Below are 16,162 nucleotides of genomic sequence, written 5' to 3'. Positions count from 1 at the left end.
GCGGGCATGAGCGCACCGCCCGTCAATACCGCCACTTCCGGCCAACCCGCACCAGTGCCCTGTCAGACACCACTGGGCGGCGGTGCCGTGCTGCTGCGCACCACCAGGCTCGTGGCCAGCTCGACCCGGGTGGCCACCGGCGCCTGGTCCTCCCGCCCCAGGTCCAGCACCAGCTTGGCCGCCGCCTCGGCCATCTCCGTCAGCGGCTGCCGTACGGTCGTCAGCGGCGGCCCCACCCAGCGGGCGACCGGCAGATCGTCGAAGCCGACCACGCTCAGATCCTCCGGGATGCGCAGGCCGAGTTCGCGAGCGGCCTCGTACAGGCCGAGCGCCTGGAGGTCGTTGAGGGCGAAGACCGCGGTCGGGCGGTCGGGGCGGCGCAGCAGCTCCAGGCCCTGGCGGTAGCCGGTCTCGTGGTGGAAGTCGCCGGACGCGACGAGCGAGGGGTCGACGGGGAGCCCGGCCGTCTCCAGGGCGGCCCGGTAGCCGTCGACCCGCGCGCGGCTGCACATCATGCGGGAGGGGCCCGTGATGGCACCGATGCGGGTGTGGCCGAGCTCGACGAGGTGCCGGGTGGCGGCGAGACCGCCCTGCCAGTTGGTCGCGCCGATGGAGGGCACGTCGACGCCCGGATCCCCGGCCGGGTCCATCACCACGAACGGGATGGAACGGCTGGTCAGCAGGGCCCGCTGGGACTCGTCGAGGCCCGAGAGCACCAGGATCACCCCGTGCGGTCTGCGGGCGGCGACCTGGTCCGCCCAGGTCCGCCCCGGTGTCAGCCGCCCCGCGCTCTCGCTCAGCACCACGCTCAGCCCGGTGTCCCGGGCCACGTTCTCCACGCCCCGGATGACCTCCATCGCCCAGGCGCTCTCCAGCTCGTGGAAGACCAGGTCGATGAGCGGGGAGCGGCTCGCCTCGGCCCTGCGGCGCCGGTAGCCGTGTGCGCGCAGCAGCTCCTCCACCCGGGTGCGGGTGGCGGGGGCCACGTCGGCGCGGCCGTTGAGGACCTTCGAAACTGTCGGCGCGGACACGCCGGCCTCGCGGGCGATCTCGGCGAGCGTCGCGGTCTGCTGGGACCGGCCTGTCGTCGGGGTTGTCGTCCGCGTTTCAACGGGCTCCGGAGGCGTCATGGCGGCGATCGTATCCCTGCGCCCCCTCTTGACGAACCCTTGCGACCGGCCTAGGTTCCCGGAACATTCGAGGTAAAAAGCGAAACATTCGTGAGAGGGCCCGTCCCGACTCGACCAGAGCAGGAGTTTCATGACCACCGCGCCTTGGCGTGACCCCGCCCTGCCCGCCGCCTCCCGCGTCGACGACCTCCTCTCCCGGATGACCCTGGAGGAGAAGACCGCCCAGCTCTACGGCGTGTGGGTGGGCGCCGACACCGACGGCGACGGAGTCGCCCCGCTGCAACGCGAGATGAGCGCCGACTACGACTGGGACGAGCTGATCACCCACGGCCTCGGCCAGCTCACCCGCCCCTTCGGCACCGCCCCCGTGGACCCGGCGCTGGGCGCGCAGGCGCTGGCCCGCGCCCAGCGCCGTATCGCGGAGGCGGGCCGCTTCGGCATCCCCGCCCTCGCGCACGAGGAGTGCCTGGCGGGCTTCACCACCTGGCGGGCCACCGCCTACCCGGTACCGCTCGCCTGGGGCGCGAGCTTCGACCCCGCCCTCGTCGAGGAGATGGCCGCCGCGATCGGCCGCGACCTGCGCTCGGTGGGCGTCCACCAGGGACTCGCCCCGGTCCTGGACGTCGTACGGGATCCGCGCTGGGGCCGGGTCGAGGAGACCATCGGCGAGGACCCGTACCTGGTCGGCACCATCGGCACCGCCTATGTGCGGGGCCTGGAGTCGGCCGGGATCGTCTCCACGCTCAAGCACTTCGCCGGGTACGCCTCCTCGGCCGGCGCCCGCAACCTCGCGCCCGTGCGGGCGGGGGTGCGGGAGTTCGCGGACATCACGCTGCCGCCCTTCGAGATGGCGCTGCGGGAGGCCGGGGCGCGGTCGGTGATGGCCGCGTACAACGACACGGACGGCATCCCGGCCTCGGCGGACCCGGGTCTGCTGACCGAGCTGCTGCGCGAGCGGTGGGGCTTCACGGGCACGGTGGTCGCCGACTACTTCGGCGTCGGCTTCCTGCAGACCCAGCACCGGGTCGCGGGCTCCGAGGCGGAGGCGGCCCACGCGGCGCTCGCGGCGGGCCTGGACGTCGAACTGCCCACCCTGAAGTGCTACGGCACCCCGCTCGTCGAGGCGGTACGGGCGGGCGAGGTCCCCGAGTCCCTGATCGACCGGGCGGCCCGCCGGGTGCTGCTGCAGAAGTGCGAGCTGGGCCTGCTGGACGCGGACTGGAACCCGGAGCCGACGGCTCCCATCGACCTCGACTCGGCGTCGAACCGCGCACTGGCCCGCCGGCTGGCCGAGGAGTCGGTGGTCCTCCTCGACAACCCCGACGGACTCCTCCCGCTGGCCCCCGACACCCGTATCGCGGTGGTCGGGCCGCGCGCCGCGGACCCCCTCGCCATGCTGGGCTGCTACTCCTTCCCCTCGCACGTCCTCACGCACCACCCCGAGGTGCCGATGGGCATCGAGATCCCCACGGTCCTCCAGGCGCTGCGCGCCGAACTCCCCGACGCCAAGGTCACGTTCGCGGAGGGCTGCGGCGTCGACGACCCCGACACGGGCGGCTTCGAGGAGGCGGTGGCCCGGACGGCCGAGGCGGACGTGTGCGTGGCGGTCCTCGGTGACCGGGCGGGCCTGTTCGGGCGGGGCACCTCGGGCGAGGGCTGCGACGTGACCGACCTGCGACTGCCCGGGGTGCAGGGCGACCTGCTGGACGCCCTGGTGTCGACGGGCGTCCCCGTCGTCCTCGTCCTCCTGACCGGCCGCCCGTACGCGCTGGGCCGCTGGCACGGACGCCTGGGCGCGGTCGTCCAGGCGTTCTTCCCGGGGGAGGAGGGCGGCCCGGCGGTGGCGGGCGTGCTGTCGGGCCGCGTCAACCCCTCGGGCCGCCTTCCGGTGAGCGTTCCCCGGGTGCCCGGCGGCCAGCCCTGGACCTACCTCCAGCCCCCGCTCGGACTGGCCGGCGAGGTCAGCAACCTCGACCCGACCCCGCTGTACCCCTTCGGCCACGGGCGTTCGTACACGACGTTCACGTGGGAGTCGGACTCCACGGGGACGGAGATCGGCACGGACGGCTCGTACGACGTCTCGGTCACCGTCCGCAACAGCGGCGACCGGGCGGGCGCGGAGGTCGTCCAGCTGTACCTGCACGACCCGGTGGCGAGCGTGACCCGCCCGGACGTACGGCTGATCGGTTACCGGCGGCTGGAGCTGGAGCCGGGCGAGGCGGCCCGGGTCACCTTCCGCTTCCACGCGGACCTGTCCGCCTTCACCGACCGTTCCGGCGCCCGGGTGGTCGAACCGGGCGCGCTGGAACTACGGTTGGCGGCATCGAGCGCGGACGCACGGCACACGGCGCACCTGCTCCTCACGGGACCGATGAGAACGCTCGGCGCCGACCGGCGGCTGCGGTGCGAGACGGAGGTGGCGGGGGCGGGGTGACCTCCCGCGCCGCGGACACGGGGGGACGCGATGGTCAGGTACGTGCACCAGGAGTTGTGGACGGCGCTGGCGCTGCTGGCCGCCACGGCCGTCGGGGTGGTGGTGGCCGTCGGTGTGCACGGCAGTCCACCGGTGCGGGCGGACCGGGTGTGGCTGGTCGCCGTCCTCGCGCTCGGTTATCTGCTGCTGGTGACGCTGCTGCGGGGGTCGCGGCTCCGGTGGGTGGGCGAAGTGCGGCGCTTCGAGGCGGCGGTGCCGCTGACCGGCCGGGAACCGGGCCGTCAGCGCGGCCGGTTCCCGCTCCCGATCTTCGTGGCGTTCGTCGTGACGGCCTCGGTCTTCGCCCTCGTCGGGGGTCCGCTGATCCCCCTGCTGCCGCTGCTGCCGACGCTGGACTGGCTGGCCAAGGCCGCCGTGGGCGCGCGCTGGGAGCGCGGGCACGGCCGGCTGCTGTGGCGGGAGCACGACCGGCACGGGCCACAGGGGCTCTCCTACACCCCGTTCACCGCTCCGGCACCGACTCGAACCGCCACCGATGCACCGCCCGGCTGACCAACTCCCCGTCCGGCTCGGGGAGTTCGGGCAGGTCGGCGTCGTAGGGCGCGTCCCACCACGTGATGACGAGGACGCGGTCCTGCGGGGCCCGGAAGGTCTCCCGGCGTACCGGCCGGGCCGGCAGCTGCTGCGCCCGTGCCCAGGTCAGCAGTTCCTCGCCGCGGCCCTCGGCCGCCCGCGCCTCCCACATCAGGGCGACGGTCACGAGTAGAGGTTCTCCTTGCTGACCTCGTGGACGTGGTCGTGCCCCGGGACATGCGGGTCCGTGACCGGCAGGGAGGAGTCCGCCGAGAGGTCCCAGCCGGAGGCCGCCCGCCCCCGCGCGACCATCTCGGCGCCCAGCGCGGCGACCATCGCCCCGTTGTCCGTGCACAGCTTCGGCCGCGGCACCCGCAGCCGGATCCCGGCCGTCTCGCACCGCTCCTGCGCCAGCGCCCGCAGCCGCGAGTTCGCGGCCACGCCACCGCCGATCATCAGATGATCGACACCCTCGTCCTTGCAGGCCCGTACCGCCTTGCGGGTCAGCACGTCGACGACCGCCTCCTGGAAGGAGGCCGCCACGTCACGCACCGGCACCTCCTCCCCCGCCGCCCGCTTCGCCTCGATCCAGCGGGCGACCGCCGTCTTCAGACCGGAGAAGGAGAAGTCGTACGCCGGGTCGCGCGGCCCGGTCAGGCCGCGCGGGAACGCGATCGCCTCCGGGTCGCCCTCGCGCGCGTACCGGTCGATGACCGGACCGCCCGGGAACCCGAGGTCCAGCACCCGGGCGATCTTGTCGAAGGCCTCGCCCGCCGCGTCGTCGATGGTCGCGCCCAGCGGCCGTACGTCCGAGGTGATGTCGCTCGACAGCAGCAGCGAGCTGTGGCCGCCGGACACCAGCAGCGCCATGGTCGGCTCGGGCAGCGCGCCGTGCTCCAGCTGGTCCACGCAGATGTGCGAGGCGAGGTGGTTGACGCCGTAGAGGGGCTTGCCGAGCGCGTAGGCGTACGCCTTCGCCGCCGAGACGCCGACCAGCAGGGCGCCCGCGAGGCCGGGCCCTGCGGTGACCGCGATGCCGTCCAGGTCGCTCGCGCTCACCCCCGCGTCCTTCAGCGCGCGGTTGATCGTCGGCACCATCGCCTCGAGGTGCGCGCGCGAGGCGACCTCCGGGACGACACCGCCGAAGCGGGCGTGCTCGTCGACGCTGGAGGCGACCGCGTCGGCCAGCAGGGTGGTGCCGCGGACGATGCCGACGCCGGTCTCGTCGCAGGAGGTCTCGATACCGAGGACGAGGGGTTCGTCAGCCATGGATCTCGGTTCCTTGTACGGAGGTAGATGGGTCTGTGAGCCGCATGACCAGGGCGTCCACGTTGCCCGGCTGGTAGTAGCCGCGCCGGAAGCCGATGGCCTCGAAGCCGAAGCGCTCGTACAGCTTCTGGGCGCGGATGTTGTCGATCCGGCACTCCAGCATCACCTCACCGCACTCGAAGGCGGTGGCGGCGCGGAGCAGCTCGGCGAGCAGGCGGCCGCCGAGGCCCGTGCCCCAGTGGTCGCGGGCGACGGCGATGGTCTGGATGTCGGCGAGGTCCCCGGAGGCGGCGAGGCCCGCGTAGCCGACGATCCGGTCGTCGGTCTCGGCGACCACGTAGCGCCGCGTCGCCGCGGGGCCGCGGGCGTGGGCGAGCTCGGACCAGAACATGCCCCGGGACCAGGTGTCCTCGGGGAACAGCTCCTTCTCCAGCTCCAGCACGGGATCGATGTCCCACCAGCGCATCTCGCGCAGTCGAGGAGTCACGGCGTGGGTCACTTGGGCGTGACCACCTTGTAGTTCCTGGGCACCTGGGCGTCCGGCCGGCGCAGGTACAGCGGCCGGGGCGCCGGCAGCTCCTCCCCCTTGGCCAGCCGCTCGGCGGCCAGCGCGGCCAGTGCCGCCGCCGACACGTGCTCCGGGGCGTGCGCGTCGGGGAAGGTGTCCGGGTACAGCAGCGCGCCCGCGCCGACGGCCGGCAGCCCGGCCACCTGGTCGGCGATGTCGGCGGGCCGGTCGACGGCCGGGTCGGTCAGCCGGGTGCGGGAGTCCGCGTAGCGTGCCCAGTAGACCTCCTTGCGGCGGGCGTCGGTCGCCACCACGAAGGGGCCGCTCTCGATGTCGGCCGCGTACGCCAGCCCGTCCAGCGTGCACACCCCGTGCACGGGCACGCCGAGGGCGAGCCCGAAGGTGTCCGCGGTCATGAGGCCGACGCGCAGCCCGGTGTACGGGCCGGGTCCGATCCCCACGACGACACCGGTCACGGCGTCGAGCCGGAGCCCGGCCTCGGCGAGCACCCGGTCGACGGAGGGCAGCAGCAGCTCCCCGTGCCGGCGCGCGTCGACCTGACTGGACGAGGCGATGACGTCCGTCCCGTCGTGCAGCGCGACGGTCACGGCGGGAGTGGCGGTATCCAGAGCGAGCAAGAGCACGCAAACAGCGTACGGCGGTTTGGGGCTCGGCATCGCCGCCCGGGTGGAGCGGGCCGTGGCTGCTACGGTCGCCGCAAGTACGGCGGGCGAGACGATCGGTCAGGTGGGTGACGGTGGCAAAGGGCAGCTCCGGATTCGTGTTCGGGCTCACCGCGGCGGCCCTGGCGGCGGTCTCCTTCCTCGCCTACCAGGCCTCCGCGACCGTCCCGGCGAGCTTCAGCAAGCCGCAGGCCACGGCCTCGGCGACGGCGTCCGTCTCGCAGGCACCCAGCGTCGACCCGAACCCCGCCGCCCTGCCCGCCGGGACCGGTACGGGTGAACGGGTGGTGTACTCGGTGGACGCCGGCCGGGTGTGGCTCGTCGGCGCGCACGATCGGGTGCTCCGTACGTTCACGGTGACCCCGGGCAGCCTCGCCCCGTTCCCCGGCACCTACCCGGTCACCTCCCGCTCCAACTCGATCACCGGCACCGACGGCACCCCCATCGAGCACGTCGTCCGCTTCACCGCCGTGGACGGCGTGGCCATCGGCTTCAGCGCGGCGGTCGGAGTGCCGAGATCGGGAGCCGACACGGACGTACGCACCGGCGGCATCCGCGAGTCCCGCACGGACGGCGACGCGATGTGGCAGTTCGCGACGATCGGCGTCCCGGTGGTCGTCATCCGCTGACAGCGTGGACCCGGGCGGGCGTGATCCAGTCAGCGCGTGGACCCCAGCGGGCATGATCCGCTGCCCGCGCCGACCCAGTGGCCATGATCCGGTGGCCCCCCATGGTCCACTGACCGCGTTCACTCCATCGGGTAGGTCTCGTCCGGTGTGCCCGCTTGTCGGGCGGTCAGCCACTTCGCCGCGTACGCCACCGCCGGGGCCAGGGCGAGCAGTCGGCAGTCGGCGCCGCCCACGCGGACCCGGGTCACCGGCCGCTCCGGAAGCGCCTCGTAGGAGTCGCCCAGGGCCGGGAAGACCGAGGCGTCGAAGTCCAGGTCCCGGTACTGGTACCAGCGGCGGCCTCCCGGACCGTCGGCCACCGCGCAGCCGTACTCACGCATGGCCTGGCCCGGCACGCGGTACTCCGCCAGGTGGAAGGCCGTGCAGACGGAGTAGTCCACCCCCAGCAGCAGGATCCGCGCCTCCAGCTCCTCCAGCCGGGCCAGCGGGGACTCCTCGCCGAGGTGGCAGTCCAGCGCGTGCCCGGCGGTGATCCGCGCGGCGGCCGGTCCGAGCGCGGCGAACGAACTCTGCGGATGGCCGCTGCGCAGCGCCCCGGGGCGGGTGCGCACCTCCTCGGGCAGGACCCCGACCCCGAAGCTCGGGGTCCGGGCGGGATCGAAGGCGGGCAGGGAGGCACGCAGCCGCGGCCACTCACTGGCCGGCACGGCATAGCCGCGGGTGACGGGCCAGCGGGACGGATCGGTGTTGTCGGGGGTCTGCGTGTATACGACGAGGGTGCCGTCCGCCCCCAGCACGTCCAGCAGGGAGTCGGCGACGGCCCGCGCTCCCCCGCGCACCGGCCCGAGGGCCCGCAGGGAGGCGTGCACGAGCAGGGTGTCACCGGGGCGGATCCCCAACTCGCGCCAGTGGGCGGCCAGTTCCGTACGGCCGAGAGAAGAGGGAGAGGGCGTCATCGCAGGGCTTCCTGCCGGACGTCGACGACTCGGCGCAGGTCGCTCGGCAGCAACTCGTCCCACAGCAGGTCCAGATCGCGGCGGGCGGTCTCGGCCGGCGGTTCGCACGGCGAGCCGCCGTCCAGGAACTGACGCAGTCCGACGTCCCCGCCCCGCGCCATGGTGTACGGGGGCACGGCGTGCCGGGACAGCACCAGCGCCCCGGGCCCCTGCGCCGCCCCGGATGCGAACAGGCGTCGTACGTCGTGGAAGTGGCGCTCCTGGAGGCCGCCGATGTCGATCACCCTGGCGTCGGGCGGGACGGCGGTGCCCCGCTCCAGCGCCAGCGGGACGGCGGCGCGGTCGTGGACCAGGACGTGGGCGGCCGCGTACAGCAGCGTCTGCTCCTCGGCCGTCGCGCCGCCCTTGCCGCCGAGCCGCTCCAGGACGCGCGCCCGCCTCTCCGGGGTGAGGGTGCGCACCAGGTCCTCCAGCGCGGCCAGGACACCGGCCGGGGTCTGGGTGCCGTAGATCCCGTAGCGGTGCGGGATCAGCAGGGTCAGGAGCCGGTCGAGGCACCGGGTGAGCAACTCGTTCTCCTCGGCGACCGCGGAGGCGGTGAGGCCGTTGATGGGGCAGCCGAGGGATCCCGCGAGCACGACCTGGACGTGCAGGGCCCGGTGCCCGGCCGCGGCCAGCCGGGCCGCCATCCGGACGGCCGGCAGCACATAGCTCAGCGCCCGCAGCGGAACCTCGGTACTGGCGCCGTACACCACGCGCAGGACCAGCGGGGCGCGGACGGCCTCGCCGACGGTCCGCAGCAGCGGCTCCAGGCCGTGGCTGGGCAGCCCCCGGAGGTAGCACGCCTGCCGGGTCCGGGCTCCGATGACCGCGTCCAGCAGGCGGGGGCGCAGCCGGTTGAGCTCGCCCGCCTGCGACACGTCGGAGCCCGCAGGAAGTCTGTCCAGCGCGCTGCGGATGTCCCCGTCGGTCAGGGCGTGGAAGTCCTTGCCGCGTCCCAGGACAGGCACCCCCCGCATGATGGCAGTGAGCAGGTTCGCCTGCTTCTTTCCCAGGGACTGCTCCCCGACCGGCACGTTGGGCATGTTACCTGACAATTCGCCAATAAAGCCTGAATGGTTACGAGTTGATGGCGGGGATTCTGCCACGGCCGGTCCCCCGGGCTCGTGAGAAACTGGATTCAGGTACGCAAGCCACATACCGGGGGATGAGATGGTGCCCGTGTACCGCTATGCCGTCAGCTACGTGCGCGGCAGGGACGAAGCCTGGGTCGCGAGATTCCTGGACGAGCTGAGACGGCGTCTGGACGCCACGGGCGGACCTGGCTTCGACCGCCTCGTCCCGCCGCCCGCCTCCCCGGCCGAGCAGAGCAGGACGTACGGCGTCGAGAGCGCGGACATCGTACTGGCGCTGTGCAGCCCGGCGTACTTCAACGAGGGCCCGGCCCATCACGACTGGGCGGTGCTGGCGCTGCGGCGCAATCTGGGACAGGCGAGGACCGGGACCGCGCCGCAGCCGGCGCTGCCCCTGGTCTGGGAGCCGGTCGAACGGCGGCTGCCGGGACCGGTCGCCACGGCCGACACCTTCTCCGCGGGCCAGCCGCCCGAGTACCGCTCGCTGGGGCTGGCCCTGATGACCATGCAGGCCCCGCGTTACCGCGCGGCGCTGGACCGCGTCCTGGACGGGATCGTGGCCCGTATGACGGCGATGGCCGCGGGCTCGGCCCCGGCGCCCGTGCTGGACGACCGCTCCGTCGGGAACGCGCCCGACGCCCTGGCGGCGGACGACGGGTCCTTCACCGAGCAGTTCCGCAAGGAGGTGGCACCGGCCCTGCCCGCGATGCCGGTGGCCCGCACCCTCGACGTCCGCGCCGGCCGGGGCGCGCCGGAGCCGGACCGTGACGTCCCCGCGGAGCTGCTGCCGGAGCTGGGGCGGCGCATCCTGCTCGTCGGTCCCACGGGGGCCGGCCACAGCACCGAGCTGGCGCGGCTCGCCGCACAGGCGCTGGACGACCCGGGACGGGGGCCGGCGGGTGCGGGCCGGGCGCCCTGGGGCTGCCGGACACCGCTCGTGCTGTCGGCGCGCTCGGGGGCGCTGCCCCGGCTGGACGGCATGGTGCCCACGCTCGCCCCGCTGGCCGCCCCGCAGGAACCGGCGGGCTGGGTGGCCCGGCAACTGCGGTCCGGGCGGGCCTTCCTGGCCGTGGACGACCTGGACGCGGTGCCCGAGGGCAACCGCGCCGCCGTGTGGGACCACCTGCTGCGCCTGCTCGACGCCCACCCCCAGGCGCCGTGTGTCATCGCCACGAACGGCACCGGGGTGCCCTGGGCCCGCCTCGGGGAGGGCTTCCGGGTCGTCGGGCTGCGGCCCCTGTCCCCCGACGGCGTGCACACCCTGCTCGCCTCCCTCACTACGGCGACTCCCGAGGACCGGCAGGCCCGGGCGCTCCTCACCGACCGGTTCGCCACCGATCCGCTGCTCGTCGGCGTCGCCCGCCGCCCGGCCGCCGTCTCGGCACTGCTGCGGGCGGTGCGCCGGACCGGTCGGCCGATGCCGGTCGCCCGGCACCGGCTGCTGCGGGCCGGTGTCTCGGCGGCCTGGCGGCGGCCCCCGGAGGAACCGGCCGGCTCGTCCGACCCGGCCGTGCCCGGCCTCGCCGCGCGCCAGGTGCCCGACAGTGTCCTGCGGGCGGCCTCCGGCCGGCTGGCCGTCGCCACGCTCGGCGTGGACGCCTCGCGGGTCCCGCTGCGGACCGCGCTGAGCGCGCTGCGCGACCCCGGCGCCTCCGACGCGGCCTCCCCCGAGCGCCTGCTGGCCGCGCTCGCGGACCGGGCGGGCGTGGTGTTCCGCCCCGGCCCGGACACCGTGGCCTTCCCGGGCCCCGAGGTCAGGACCTTCCTGGCCGCCCACCACCTGGCCCACGCGCCGGGCACGAGCCCGGGCGAACTGCTCGGCCGCCACCCCTCCCCCGAACTCCACGAGCTCCTGGACGAGTTGCGGGCCGCCGAGTCGGACCAGGGCACCGCCCGCAGTGTGCTGGCGCCGCCGGGACGGCCGCCGAGGCGGCTCTCGGCCCTCGGCGCCCGTCCCCGGCCCGCGGAGCGGCGGGTGCGCGTACGGTCGTCCGCTCAGGTGCGCGCGCTGCTGCGGGCCGGCACCCCCGTGCCCGAACTGTGCTGCTCGGGCCGGGTCGACGGACTGGCCGAGGTGCTGCCACGGCTGCCCGGGCTGCGCTCACTGGTCCTCACCGACGACCCGGAGCTCGTCGCCCTGCCCGCACTGACCGGGTGCCGGTCGCTGCGGTCGCTGCGGATACTGCGCTGCCCGAACCTGCTGGATCTGACCGCGCTCGAGACCTCGCCGGTCATGTTCCTCGACATCGACCCGTGGCCGGACCTGCCGTTGCCGGAGGGCCTGCGCCGGGCGCCCTGGCTGAGCCGGGTGGACGTGACGACGGGTGTTCGGCGCGCGCTCGCTCCCGAGCAGGCGGCGCCCACCGGCTTCCCGGAGGTGCGGATACGGCGCCGGTCGGTGAGCTGAGGCTCCGTCACCCGCCCGCGCCGCCGGACAGATTCGCCGTCGGAGTACTGGCCGCGCGTGCCATGGGGAAGAGAGCAACGGGGTAGGCCGGAGATCTGCGCCGACATGTGATCCGAGAAGTGATCCGACATGCGTCCGGCAGGTGATCCGGCACGTGATGCGACGTCTGGCCGACATCTGGTCCGGCGTCCGGTCCGACGTCTGGTCCGACAAGGGGGACAGTAGGCTTGATCAAGCTTTTCGACCCGGCCGGGGAGTCGGAGCGGCCCGCGGAGGTCACCCGCGTACCACCGCGCGACACGGCCCGCCTCGACGACCAGGTGTACCTCTTCGACGACCGGACCGTCCTGGCCGTCAACGTCGCCCTGGCGTCCAGCCGTCCGTTACTGGTGCTCGGCCCGCCAGGGTCGGGCAAGTCGACCCTGGCGCCGAACGTGGCACGGCTGATGCGTCTGCGCTACTACGCCGAAGTGGTCACCGCCCGCACCGAACCGCACGACCTGCTCTGGCGCGAGGAGGCGTTCCGCCAGCTCAACGACGCCACGCTGGGCCGGCTCAAGGGCTCCGGTTCACGGTCCTACGTCCGGCCGGGCCCGCTGTGGAAGGCGCTCGACCCGGCCATGGACGAACACTGCCCGCCCGCCCTGCGCGACCGGCCCGCGGTGGTCCTGATCGACGAGATCGACAAGGCCGACCCCGATGTCCCCGACGCCCTGCTCGATCCGCTCAACAACCTGCGCTTCATGGGCCCGGACCGGCGGATGGTGACGGCGGCCGAGAGCGCGGGTGCACCGCTGGTGGTGATCACGAGCAACGAGGAGCGGGAGTTGTCCGCCGCCTTCCTGCGCCGCTGCATCCTGCTGAAGCTGGAGTCGCCGGACCGCGAACACCTCCTGAAGGTCGCCCGGTTGCACATGGGGGACGACTACGACGAGGCGCTCACCCTGGAGTTGGCCGAGATGTTCGAGAGCGAGTCGGTGGCGGCGCGGCCGGCGGCGAGCACCGCCGAGTTCCTGGACACGCTGCGGGCCTGCCACCAGATGGCCCTGACGGCCGACTCACCGGAGTGGCGGGCCGTCGCGGACCTCGCCATGGTGAAGGGCACGCCCGACACCTCCGCCTACGCATGAGCCCGGGCCCGGCCCGTCTGGGGGATCTGCTGCGCGCGGCCCGCGTCCTGGGGGTGTCCGATCCGGCCGGCATGACCACGCTGGCCAGGGCCATGGGCCTCGCGCTGCCCTCCGCGAGCCGTGCCCCGTCCGCGCCCTCGGGGGATGCGCCCACGGATGACGCGCCCACCGGCCGGGGCCGAGCCGCGGCGCCCCCACCACGGCCACCGCGCGGCGGCGACGGTACGCCGGCCCGCGCCGGCGACCCGCCGCACCGGACGGACAAGCCCGGTGCGACGGCAGGCACCGCGCCCTCGCGGCCCGGTCCCGGCCTGGGTTCAGCGGGTGGCCCGGGACGGCTCCCCGACCCGGACACCCGCCCGCCCACCGGCGGTTCGCTGCTCCTGGTCCGCGCCGCCCGGCCGGCACCGGACGCGGAGGCGGGCCGAGAGCTGTGGCGCGAGGGCGTCGCGCCCGACCCCGGGGACGACGACGCCGGGACGCTGCTCGGCCACACCGAGGCGTTCGACGTGCCCTGGGCCACGGCTCCGCCGCTGCCCGCCTCGCCGTGGAACCCGCAGACCGAGCGGGCGATCTTCCTCGCGGTGGCCAGCACCTACCGGACGGGACGGGCCGTCGACCACGTCCGGCTGGTGGACCTCGTCGTACGGGGTCTCGCGGGCGGCCGGGTCGCCCGGCAGCGGGTGCCCTACCGGCGCCGGCCCACGACCCGGGCCGGGGCACTGCTGCTGATCGACCGCGGTGAGTCGATGCGCCCCTTCCGGCACGACCAGGAGTGGGCGGCCCGGCTCGCGGCCCGGATCCTGCCACCGGGCGGGCTGCGCGTGCTGGACCTGCGCATCACCCGGGGCGTCAGCCGTGACCGGGGCCGCACCTGGGAGCCCCACCCGGTGCCGCCGCACGGGCAGCCGGTGATCCTGCTGTCCGACCTCGGACACCTGCAGCCGCCGCTGCCCGGCCGGCACCACTCCTCGCCGGCCGGCTGGCTGCCGTATCTGCGGCGGCTGCGCGAGGCGGGCACCTCCGTCGTCTGTCTCACCCCCTATCCGGCGGAGGAGTACCCGGCGGCCGTGCGACGGACGGTCGCTCTGGTCCCGCTGGACCGCCGGGTGTCCGTACGGTTCGCCCAGACGGCGGCCCGGGCGGCCCGCCAGGATCCGCGGCCGGCGGGACGGCCCCGATGACGGCGGCGCCCGAACGCAGTGGCGCGTTCCGGCTGATCGCGGAGCAGCGCAGGCATCAGCCGGACGTGGTGCGGCTGGCCCGCTCGCTGTGCCTGGCCGCGCAGGCGGAGCCGTACTTCCTGCGCGGAGCCCGGCTCCGGTTCGCCCCGGACAGCGCTACCGGTCTGGAGGCCAGGCTCTCCTTCTCACCGCTGGTGGAGGCCGCCGACAGCCGCGCCCTGGTGCTGTACCCGGAGGTGAGCGCGGCCCTGCGGCGGGAGCTGTACGTCCACGACCCCCATCTGCTCGGTTCGGTCCGCGACTTCACCCTCTCGGCGCATCGCTGCGCACCACCCCTCGTGCGCGGTTTCGAGGAGTTGCTGTGGACGGCGACCATCGGCCCGCCGCCCGCCGAGGCCGAGGTCGAACGCACCCTCACCCCCCTCTTCCGGCAGGTGCTCGCCGAGGGCACCGCCGCCGCCGAGGCCAGTCGCTGGATCCTGCACTTCCTGCCCCGGCTGCCGGAGGCCGTACGGGAGTCGCTGCCGGCCTGGCGGCTGCGGGTGATGGCGGCGGAGCGGCTGGGCATGGAACCGCCGCCGGGCCTGGTGAGCCGGGCCGACGCCGAGGAGATACGGACGGTACGGACGCTGGTCCACACCGAGGTGGACATCGGCGTCCGGGCCGAGCCGGACGGCCTGACCCTGAGCCGCCCCCCGGACCGCGACGCCCTGGTCCTCGGCGCGAGCGGGGCGGGCCGGGTGCGGCTGCGGCTGCGCGGCGCGCTGCCGGGGGCCGCCTGGCACGACCTGGACCTGTACGACGGCGAGCACACCACCCTCGGCGTGGGCGTGGCCGCCGAGGCCCGCGCGGACGGAACCGTGCTGGCCGCACAGGCGGAGCTGGGCGGCACGCTGCTGTGTGCCCGGGCCGGCCACCGGGCGGCCCTGGCAACGACCGCTGACGGCCGTACCGTCCTGCGCCTCGACGACGGCGAGTCCGTCCTCTCGGTCGATCTGCCGGCCGAGCCGCACCTGCTCGCGGTCGCGGACGCGGGGCCCCCTGCCACGGCCGTGGTCGGCGACAAGGGGCTGCACGTGGTGACGACGGCCGTCGACGGGACCGCCGACGCCGTCCTGCATCCACTGGCGGTGCGGCCGGCGGCGGTGGGCTGGTCCCGGACGGCCGAGCGGGGCGTGCTGTGCCTGGCCAGGGGGAACGAGGTGCTCATCGTCGACGACGGGGACCCCGGCCGGATCCTGGGCTCGCTGTCGCATCCGGCGCCGGTGCTGCGGCTGTGGTGCTCGGTGCGGGCCGGGCTGGTCGCCGCGGCGGACGCCGAGGGCGGCGTGACGGTGCACCATCTGACCGCGCCGCCGGAGAGGAGGACCGTGCGGTGGCTGCCGGGCCCGGAGGTCACCGCGCTGGGCGGAGACCCCCGGTCCGGGGCGGTGGTGTGGGCCACGGCGGACGGGCGGGTGCACGGGACGGCGGAGGGCGGCCCGGACGCTGCGGCCACCGTACTGGGCAGGCTGCCGGCGCCCGCGGTCTCCCTGGCGTTGCTCGCGGAGGCGGGGCTGGTCGTCGCCGCGGACGGCGGTGACCGGCTGCTGCGCCTGGACTGGCCCGGGGGCGGCCCGGTCACGGCGGTGCCCGTGCCCTTCCGGGTGCGGGAGGTCCATCCGGCGACCGGCGACCTGCTCCTGCTGTCGGGGCACGGCGGCGAGGTGGAGATCCGCGCGGAGGACGGCCGGACCCATCTGCTCACCCCGGGACCGCTGCCGCCGCCACCCCACCCGGCGGCCCCCGGCTGGCTCCGGGACAGCCTCGGAGTGGTCCTGCCCGCGCGCAACGCGACCCTCCCGGCCGGGATCCGCCGCTGGGGCATCGGGCACGTCTGCCTGCCCGCCTCCCTCCCGCCCGGATCGGAGGAGTTCACCGCGCTGCTGACCCGGGCCCGGCAGGAGGGGCTGCGCGTGCTGGCCGAACTGGCGCCCCCGCGCGGGGACTCGGCTCACGGTGAGCTGCTCAGGCGGGCCTACGACCTGCTGGAGGAACCGGTCGACGGACTCAGGCTCCGCGAAGCCGACCGCTGGCCCGCCCCCCTCCTCACCCGCCTGCGCCATCTCCTGGACGCCTACCCGGAG

General features: G+C 75.0%; 14 protein-coding genes. 7 read left to right on the top strand and 7 right to left on the bottom strand.

Annotation, left to right across the window (positions count from 1 at the left end; genetic code table 11):
• Positions 1–62: 62 nt before the first annotated feature.
• Positions 63–1,130 (bottom strand): LacI family DNA-binding transcriptional regulator, encoded by a 1,068-nt coding sequence (locus tag GRC12_RS12060; RefSeq protein ID WP_133043239.1) that lies wholly within the window; start codon positions 1,128–1,130, stop codon positions 63–65.
• A gap of 130 nt (positions 1,131–1,260) precedes the next feature.
• On the opposite strand from GRC12_RS12060, the gene GRC12_RS12055 reads away from it, so the two are divergent.
• A complete protein-coding gene (locus GRC12_RS12055; RefSeq protein ID WP_208779224.1) occupies positions 1,261–3,564 on the top strand; it encodes a glycoside hydrolase family 3 N-terminal domain-containing protein in 2,304 nt (767 codons plus the stop codon).
• A 30-nt stretch (positions 3,565–3,594) separates the two neighbouring features.
• Positions 3,595–4,116 (top strand): hypothetical protein, encoded by a 522-nt coding sequence (locus GRC12_RS12050; RefSeq protein ID WP_208779223.1) that lies wholly within the window; start codon positions 3,595–3,597, stop codon positions 4,114–4,116.
• Here GRC12_RS12050 and GRC12_RS12045 read toward each other — a convergent pair.
• The 4 genes from GRC12_RS12045 to tsaB are packed head-to-tail and all read right to left on the bottom strand — an operon-like array spanning position 4,067 to position 6,558.
• Entirely contained in the window at positions 4,067–4,324 is a 258-nt protein-coding gene (locus GRC12_RS12045; RefSeq protein WP_208779221.1) for a hypothetical protein, read from the bottom strand. The two genes, GRC12_RS12050 and GRC12_RS12045, sit on opposite strands and share 50 nt — an antisense overlap.
• Complete coding sequence (gene tsaD / locus GRC12_RS12040) at positions 4,321–5,406, bottom strand: tRNA (adenosine(37)-N6)-threonylcarbamoyltransferase complex transferase subunit TsaD (protein ID WP_208779219.1); 1,086 nt, start codon at positions 5,404–5,406, stop codon at positions 4,321–4,323. The genes GRC12_RS12045 and tsaD overlap by 4 nt, the downstream gene beginning before the upstream one ends.
• Positions 5,399–5,905: a ribosomal protein S18-alanine N-acetyltransferase gene (gene rimI, locus GRC12_RS12035; RefSeq protein WP_208779217.1), complete on the bottom strand. Its 507-nt coding sequence runs from the start codon at positions 5,903–5,905 to the stop codon at positions 5,399–5,401. Before rimI ends, tsaD begins: the two co-directional genes overlap by 8 nt.
• Positions 5,902–6,558, bottom strand: coding sequence for a tRNA (adenosine(37)-N6)-threonylcarbamoyltransferase complex dimerization subunit type 1 TsaB (gene tsaB, locus GRC12_RS12030; protein ID WP_208779215.1), 657 nt, complete (start codon positions 6,556–6,558; stop codon positions 5,902–5,904). Before tsaB ends, rimI begins: the two co-directional genes overlap by 4 nt.
• A 113-nt stretch (positions 6,559–6,671) precedes the next feature.
• Between tsaB and GRC12_RS12025 the strand changes: the two genes are divergently transcribed.
• Complete coding sequence (locus GRC12_RS12025; protein WP_208779212.1) at positions 6,672–7,226, top strand: hypothetical protein; 555 nt, start codon at positions 6,672–6,674, stop codon at positions 7,224–7,226.
• A gap of 119 nt (positions 7,227–7,345) precedes the next feature.
• Here the strand turns inward: GRC12_RS12025 and GRC12_RS12020 are convergent, their stop codons facing one another.
• Complete coding sequence (locus GRC12_RS12020; protein ID WP_208779210.1) at positions 7,346–8,182, bottom strand: aminoglycoside N(3)-acetyltransferase; 837 nt, start codon at positions 8,180–8,182, stop codon at positions 7,346–7,348.
• Positions 8,179–9,267 carry a hypothetical protein gene (locus GRC12_RS12015; RefSeq protein ID WP_208779208.1) on the bottom strand — a complete coding sequence of 363 codons (1,089 nt, stop codon included), beginning with the start codon at positions 9,265–9,267 and terminating at the stop codon, positions 8,179–8,181. Before GRC12_RS12015 ends, GRC12_RS12020 begins: the two co-directional genes overlap by 4 nt.
• Before the next feature lie 127 nt (positions 9,268–9,394).
• On the opposite strand from GRC12_RS12015, the gene GRC12_RS12010 reads away from it, so the two are divergent.
• From GRC12_RS12010 to GRC12_RS11995, 4 genes are all read left to right on the top strand, one after another.
• Positions 9,395–11,722 carry a large ATP-binding protein gene (locus GRC12_RS12010; RefSeq protein WP_244372660.1) on the top strand — a complete coding sequence of 776 codons (2,328 nt, stop codon included), beginning with the start codon at positions 9,395–9,397 and terminating at the stop codon, positions 11,720–11,722.
• 227 nt (positions 11,723–11,949) lie between these two features.
• Positions 11,950–12,852, top strand: coding sequence for an AAA family ATPase (locus GRC12_RS12005; RefSeq protein WP_208779205.1), 903 nt, complete (start codon positions 11,950–11,952; stop codon positions 12,850–12,852).
• Entirely contained in the window at positions 12,849–14,036 is a 1,188-nt protein-coding gene (locus GRC12_RS12000) for a hypothetical protein (protein WP_208779203.1), read from the top strand. The genes GRC12_RS12005 and GRC12_RS12000 overlap by 4 nt, the downstream gene beginning before the upstream one ends.
• A partial coding sequence (locus GRC12_RS11995; RefSeq protein WP_208779202.1) for a hypothetical protein occupies positions 14,033–16,162 on the top strand: 2,130 nt, incomplete at its 3' end. The genes GRC12_RS12000 and GRC12_RS11995, both read left to right, overlap by 4 nt.

Source organism: Streptomyces griseorubiginosus (assembly GCF_017614965.1).
Lineage (GTDB): Bacteria > Actinomycetota > Actinomycetes > Streptomycetales > Streptomycetaceae > Streptomyces > Streptomyces griseorubiginosus_B.
Note: the sequence above shows the minus strand (reverse complement) of the source record. Positions and strands in the feature narration are given on the sequence as shown.

Bases quoted from the DNA above. Each gene is read 5' to 3' on its own strand.
- GRC12_RS12060 (WP_133043239.1), bottom strand. From the start codon at position 1,130: ATGACGCCTCCGGAGCCCGTTGAAACGCGGACGACAACCCCGACGACA.
- GRC12_RS12055 (WP_208779224.1), top strand. From the start codon at position 1,261: ATGACCACCGCGCCTTGGCGTGACCCCGCCCTGCCCGCCGCCTCCCGC.
- GRC12_RS12050 (WP_208779223.1), top strand. From the start codon at position 3,595: ATGGTCAGGTACGTGCACCAGGAGTTGTGGACGGCGCTGGCGCTGCTG.
- tsaD (WP_208779219.1), bottom strand. From the start codon at position 5,406: ATGGCTGACGAACCCCTCGTCCTCGGTATCGAGACCTCCTGCGACGAG.
- GRC12_RS12020 (WP_208779210.1), bottom strand. From the start codon at position 8,182: ATGACGCCCTCTCCCTCTTCTCTCGGCCGTACGGAACTGGCCGCCCAC.
- GRC12_RS12015 (WP_208779208.1), bottom strand. From the start codon at position 9,267: ATGCCCAACGTGCCGGTCGGGGAGCAGTCCCTGGGAAAGAAGCAGGCG.
- GRC12_RS12010 (WP_244372660.1), top strand. From the start codon at position 9,395: ATGGTGCCCGTGTACCGCTATGCCGTCAGCTACGTGCGCGGCAGGGAC.
- GRC12_RS12000 (WP_208779203.1), top strand. From the start codon at position 12,849: ATGAGCCCGGGCCCGGCCCGTCTGGGGGATCTGCTGCGCGCGGCCCGC.